Origin of the sequence: Mesorhizobium sp. Cs1321R2N1 (genome assembly GCF_037179725.1) — a bacterium.
Lineage (GTDB): Bacteria > Pseudomonadota > Alphaproteobacteria > Rhizobiales > Rhizobiaceae > Mesorhizobium > Mesorhizobium salmacidum.
In genome coordinates, this window is the sequence record NZ_JAPYKP010000241.1 from 1 (window position 1) to 4,484 (window position 4,484).

Annotated in this window: 6 protein-coding genes; 2 read left to right on the plus strand and 4 right to left on the minus strand. The window is 61.2% G+C overall.

What is annotated here, in order from left to right; all coding sequences use genetic code 11:
* Positions 1-625: 625 nt before the first annotated feature.
* Positions 626-1,333, minus strand: coding sequence for an SDR family oxidoreductase (locus O7A61_RS31085; RefSeq protein ID WP_337133009.1), 708 nt, complete (start codon positions 1,331-1,333; stop codon positions 626-628).
* Here O7A61_RS31085 and O7A61_RS31090 point away from each other — a divergent pair.
* Positions 1,253-1,507 (plus strand): hypothetical protein, encoded by a 255-nt coding sequence (locus tag O7A61_RS31090; protein ID WP_337133010.1) that lies wholly within the window; start codon positions 1,253-1,255, stop codon positions 1,505-1,507. The two genes, O7A61_RS31085 and O7A61_RS31090, sit on opposite strands and share 81 nt — an antisense overlap.
* On the opposite strand, the gene O7A61_RS31095 is transcribed toward O7A61_RS31090, so the two are convergent.
* From O7A61_RS31095 to O7A61_RS31105, 3 genes are all read right to left on the minus strand, one after another.
* Positions 1,500-1,874 carry a DUF2255 family protein gene (locus O7A61_RS31095; protein WP_337133006.1) on the minus strand — a complete coding sequence of 125 codons (375 nt, stop codon included), beginning with the start codon at positions 1,872-1,874 and terminating at the stop codon, positions 1,500-1,502. The two genes, O7A61_RS31090 and O7A61_RS31095, sit on opposite strands and share 8 nt — an antisense overlap.
* Positions 1,875-1,890: 16 nt before the next feature.
* On the minus strand, positions 1,891-2,121 hold the full coding sequence (locus O7A61_RS31100; RefSeq protein ID WP_027146663.1) for a tautomerase family protein: 231 nt from the start codon (positions 2,119-2,121) through the stop codon (positions 1,891-1,893).
* A gap of 65 nt (positions 2,122-2,186) precedes the next feature.
* The gene (locus O7A61_RS31105; RefSeq protein ID WP_337133007.1) at positions 2,187-3,203 is read right to left on the minus strand and encodes a zinc-dependent alcohol dehydrogenase family protein; all 1,017 of its coding nucleotides are present in this window, start codon (positions 3,201-3,203) and stop codon (positions 2,187-2,189) included.
* Between the two features lie 175 nt (positions 3,204-3,378).
* On the opposite strand from O7A61_RS31105, the gene O7A61_RS31110 reads away from it, so the two are divergent.
* Positions 3,379-4,299 (plus strand): LysR family transcriptional regulator, encoded by a 921-nt coding sequence (locus O7A61_RS31110; RefSeq protein ID WP_337133008.1) that lies wholly within the window; start codon positions 3,379-3,381, stop codon positions 4,297-4,299.
* The last annotated feature ends 185 nt before the right edge of the window (positions 4,300-4,484 follow it).

The window sequence follows — 4,484 nt, forward strand, 5'->3', positions numbered from 1 at the left end:
TCCGGAGACGGTCGCGCCACCGCTGACATCAGCCGGAATCTGAAATCCCCATAGCCATCGCCTGTGGCCCGCGGGTTCCTTCCTCGGGGACTTTCGTACGCGTGCCGGCGCCCGAAACTCTTCACGGGAGCGGAAGGTCCGCTTTCGGGATGATCGGGCTGAAAGCCGACGTTCGGAGCCGGCACAGCGAGGGCGACTTTGCGCCACTAGGGGACATTCACGGATGGGGGTGGCCGGCCGGACCCGCGTCAACATCGGCTTCGCAGTCACGTTCGAGGGGAACGGGGACAGAGCTTCAATAACTCCTGCCGAGTATCGCGGTCACTAGGCGGGCCTAACGGCGGAGACTTCATTCTAAAGGCTGCTTTAGCCGGCGGTGGTCTTGCCTTCATTCCCGAGCATGTCGCTCGAGCCCACTTGAATGCAGGCCAGTTGACTCAAAAGCTTGACGAGTGGTGCCCAACCTATCCAGGTCAGCACCTCTATTATCCTATAGTGTCGACAGCAATCTCCGGCATTCGCTCTAGTGGTGGACGCCCTCAAGTATCGCGGGTCTCAATGAGGGGTTTGGGCAAAAGGCGGACGATCACCACGTTCTGCTTCGAGCCCAAGGCGGACCCACAGGTCAATGCGCCGTGAAGCCACCATCCACCGGCAACGCGACTCCGATGACGAAGCTCGATGCGGGACTGCATAGCCAAAGCACAGCTGCCGCAACCTCTTCGGCGCGGCCGAGCCGGCCGATCGGCTGCTCCTTCATGATTCCAGCCATCGCGTCGGTCTGCCCGTCCAGCATTTCCTGCACCATCGGCGTGTCGATAACGCCTGGGCAGACCGCGTTGATACGGATGCCGCGGGGGGCGTATTCGACTCCAGCGCTTCGGGTCATCCCGATAACAGCATGCTTGGTGCCGTGATAGGCGGCGCGTAGGGGTAGACCGACCAAGCCGCCAAGCGAAGAGCAGTTGACAATCGCACCGGAGCCTTGGCTGCGCATTGCGCGCAGTTCGTGCTTCATGCAGGCCCACACACCGCGTTGGTTGACGGCGGTGACGCGCTCGAAGTTGTCGAGCGGCTCATCGGCGGCATCGGATGGAGGCACCTGAATGCCAGCGTTGTTGAAGGCCATGTCGAGCCGGCCATACTCGGCGACAACATGATCGACAACTGTTGCAACCTGCGCCTCGTCGGCGACATCGCAAGCCACGCCAATCGCGGTGCCGCCTGCTGCAACGATCCGCTGTGCTTCGCGATGAGCAAGCTCACCATCGAGATCGGCCAGCACGACCGATGCGCCGTTCTCGGCAAACAGCCGTGCAGTAGCAAGGCCCATGCCCTTGGCCGCACCTGTCACGAACGCGACCTGACCCTTGAAGTCGTACGCTGGATTCACGTTTCAGTACTCCTTGCTCGCGTCAGCGACCTGACGCTTTCTACCGAAGGCCGGGAAGGCAGTAGCTGCGCGGTAGTCAAAATCGTTTCTTTGGCCCTGAGCGTTTTCAGCTGACGGGGATGATCTTGATCGTGGCGGCCCTGGCCGTTGGGCCGATCATGTGTGTGAGGTAGGGGCTGCGTGTGTATTTGGTCCGATAGGCATCATCGATCTGCAAACCGATCGGCCCGTCGACTGGCGCAAAGGCGACGTTGAGCGTCCTGCCAGCGATCGTGATCTGCCCCGCCTTCTGATCAACGGCGGACCGATGCCAACGAGAAGCGGTCCCGTTATAGGCGCGCACATAGAGGCCGCCGTCGACGACTACGGACCAGATCCAAGTGGGCGTACCGCAAGTGACCCCATCATCACGAAGGGGTGCGATATGAAGATCGTCGGCGTTTGCGATCCGAACCAGGTCGTCAGAGTTCCATTGCGACATGAGTGGTGTCCCTGAACTACAGCGTGCCGTAACCAGGCTTTTTGTAGAGACGGGCCAAATTCCCGGCGATGTGGGGGACGAACACCTTCTCCGGCCAGTCGGCTGGATCGACATCGTCGATCGCTATGGAGACGACTTTGGTCTCGCATGCGAGTACGGCTACAACGGTGTCCGAGATAGCCTGAGCGAGTTCCGCCTTTTTGCTCTCGTCTCTGCCTGAACCAAGCTTGACTATGATGTGTGGCATGACTGCCTCCGTTTGTGGCCACGTGCTAGTTGCGCGATGGCCCTGCTGTGTGGGATCGATCGAACTCAGGGACGCAGCAGCGTCTTAATTGCGGAACGGCTGTCCATGGCCCTGTAACCTTCCGCAACCTGGCTCAGGGGCAGGGTCTGATCGAAAACCTTGCCGGGGTTGGCCTTGCCGTTCCACACCAGGTCGATCAGCGTGGGCAGGTACTGGCGCACGGGGGCCGGCCCCCCATGTAGGTGCACATGTTCGAAGAACAGCGCGGCGCCATCCAGCGACACGCCGTGCGGCACGCCGACATAGCCGATCTTGCCGCCGGGGCGAGCCGACTTGATGGCTTGCCACATCGAGGTTTCCGAACCCACGCATTCAAGAACGGCATCGGCGCCGATGCCGCTGGTCATTTCGAGGATCCGTTCAACCCCCTCGTCACCCCGTTCGGCGACGATGTCAGTGGCGCCGTAATCCCGCGCCATCTCTTGGCGAGTGGTGTGGCTCGACATCGCGATGATCCGTTCCGCACCAAAGTGCCTGGCTGACAAAACCGCCATTTGCCCGACCGCGCCATCGCCGACGACGACGACGGTAGAGCCAGGCTTTACGCCGGCAGCATCGGCGGCGAACCAACCCGTGCCGAAGACGTCGGAGGTCGCGAGCAGGCTCGGGATCATGTCCTCGGTCGGCAATTCGGGCGTAGCGACCAAAGTGCCGTCCGCGAGCGGTACGCGCAGATATGGAGCCTGCGCCCCACCCACGAATTCTCGCTGCTGACAGGACGACTGGTAGCCATGATTGCAATGCGGGCAGGTGTTGTCGGAGGCAAAGAACGAGCCGATGACGAACTGACCCTTTTTGATTGAGGAAACGGCGCTGCCGACATCTTCGACGATACCGCAATACTCGTGGCCCATGGCCTGCGGTGAAGCTTCGCCGTCAAGACCACGATAGGGCCATAGGTCGGAACCGCAAACGCAGCTTGCTGCCATGCGGATGATCGCATCAGTCGGTTTGAGTATCTTCGGTTCGGGGACCTCTTCGAAACGGATGTCGCCGGGGCCGTAAAGGACTGTGCCTTGCACGTTGTGCTCCTCGAAGTTGTGAGGCCGTGTTCAGCGGCCGTTTTCAGTGCTGTGTCGACACGACCGCTTCGGGGCCAACCGGCACGGCCACATCGGGTGAGTGACAACTAGCTCATTCGAATGATCCGGATTAGTGCCCTGGCGTGCAATGAGCTGATGAACAGAACTCAACACCATGCTATTCGGGGCCATGCAGCTAAGCCGGACGGATATCGCTGATTTTCTCTACTTCCTGGCGATCGCGAGGCATCGCAACTTTCGTCGCGCCGCGCTGGAGATGGGCGTCACGACCTCGGCCTTGAGCCATGCCATCACGGCACTGGAGGCGCGACGCGGCGTCCGATTGTTGAACAGAACGACACGGAGTGTCAGCCTCACCGCCGCAGGCGAGGAACTCAGGGCCTCGATCGATGGGCCCTTGGCAGCCATTGGCGAAGCAGCGGACAACCTGAACAGGTTCCGTGATTCACCATCCGGCCGCGTGAGAATTAATGTCCTCGAAGACGCTGTGCCACTGCTCCTCGACCCGGTCATGCCGGCGTTCGTCGAACACTACCCCGAGGTCGAGCTAGAAATCAGCGTCAGCAACCGCATGATTGACGTAACAGAGGGCGGCTACGATGCGGGCATCCGATACGGAGGCACGGTGCCAGAGGACATGATCGCCCAACGCCTTTCGCCGGACATTCGCTGGATCGCAGCCGCTTCCCCTCGCTACCTCGAGCGCCATGGTGCCCCCCTGAATCCGCACGATTTAGTGGATCATCGTTGTGTCCGGATACGGTTGGGGAACGACGAGCTTTACGATTGGGAATTTGAGCGCGGCGGAGAGAAGGTCGCGATCGCGACACCTGGTCCGCTGATCGTCGATGCAAGTCATTCCTCCGTGGGTCTGGGGCTCAGCGGTGTCGGCATCATCTACGGCTCAGAGCCGGCACTTCGCCCGCATCTAGAGGCGGGCGCGCTGAGGGTGGTGCTCGGTGATTGGGCGGCAATAAGCGGCGGGTTTCATGCTTACTACTCTGGCCGTCGACAGGTCCCGACCGCGTTGCGCTTGCTCATCGATCTCATTCAGAAGATGCGCCCTCTGGGCTGATCGCGCCGAGCTTCGCTTCTGCATTAATCTCGAGCTACAGACGTCCAATGGCCGCTTTGGGCCGTAGAACGAACCCGCTGCGCGGGAGGGCGCCTGCGGTTGAGGTAGCGGTTACGGGCCGTGCGTCGCGCTCGCATTGAGCGTCCTCCGGCAGCGGCAGAGCATGACGGGCTTCTTCAACAAGG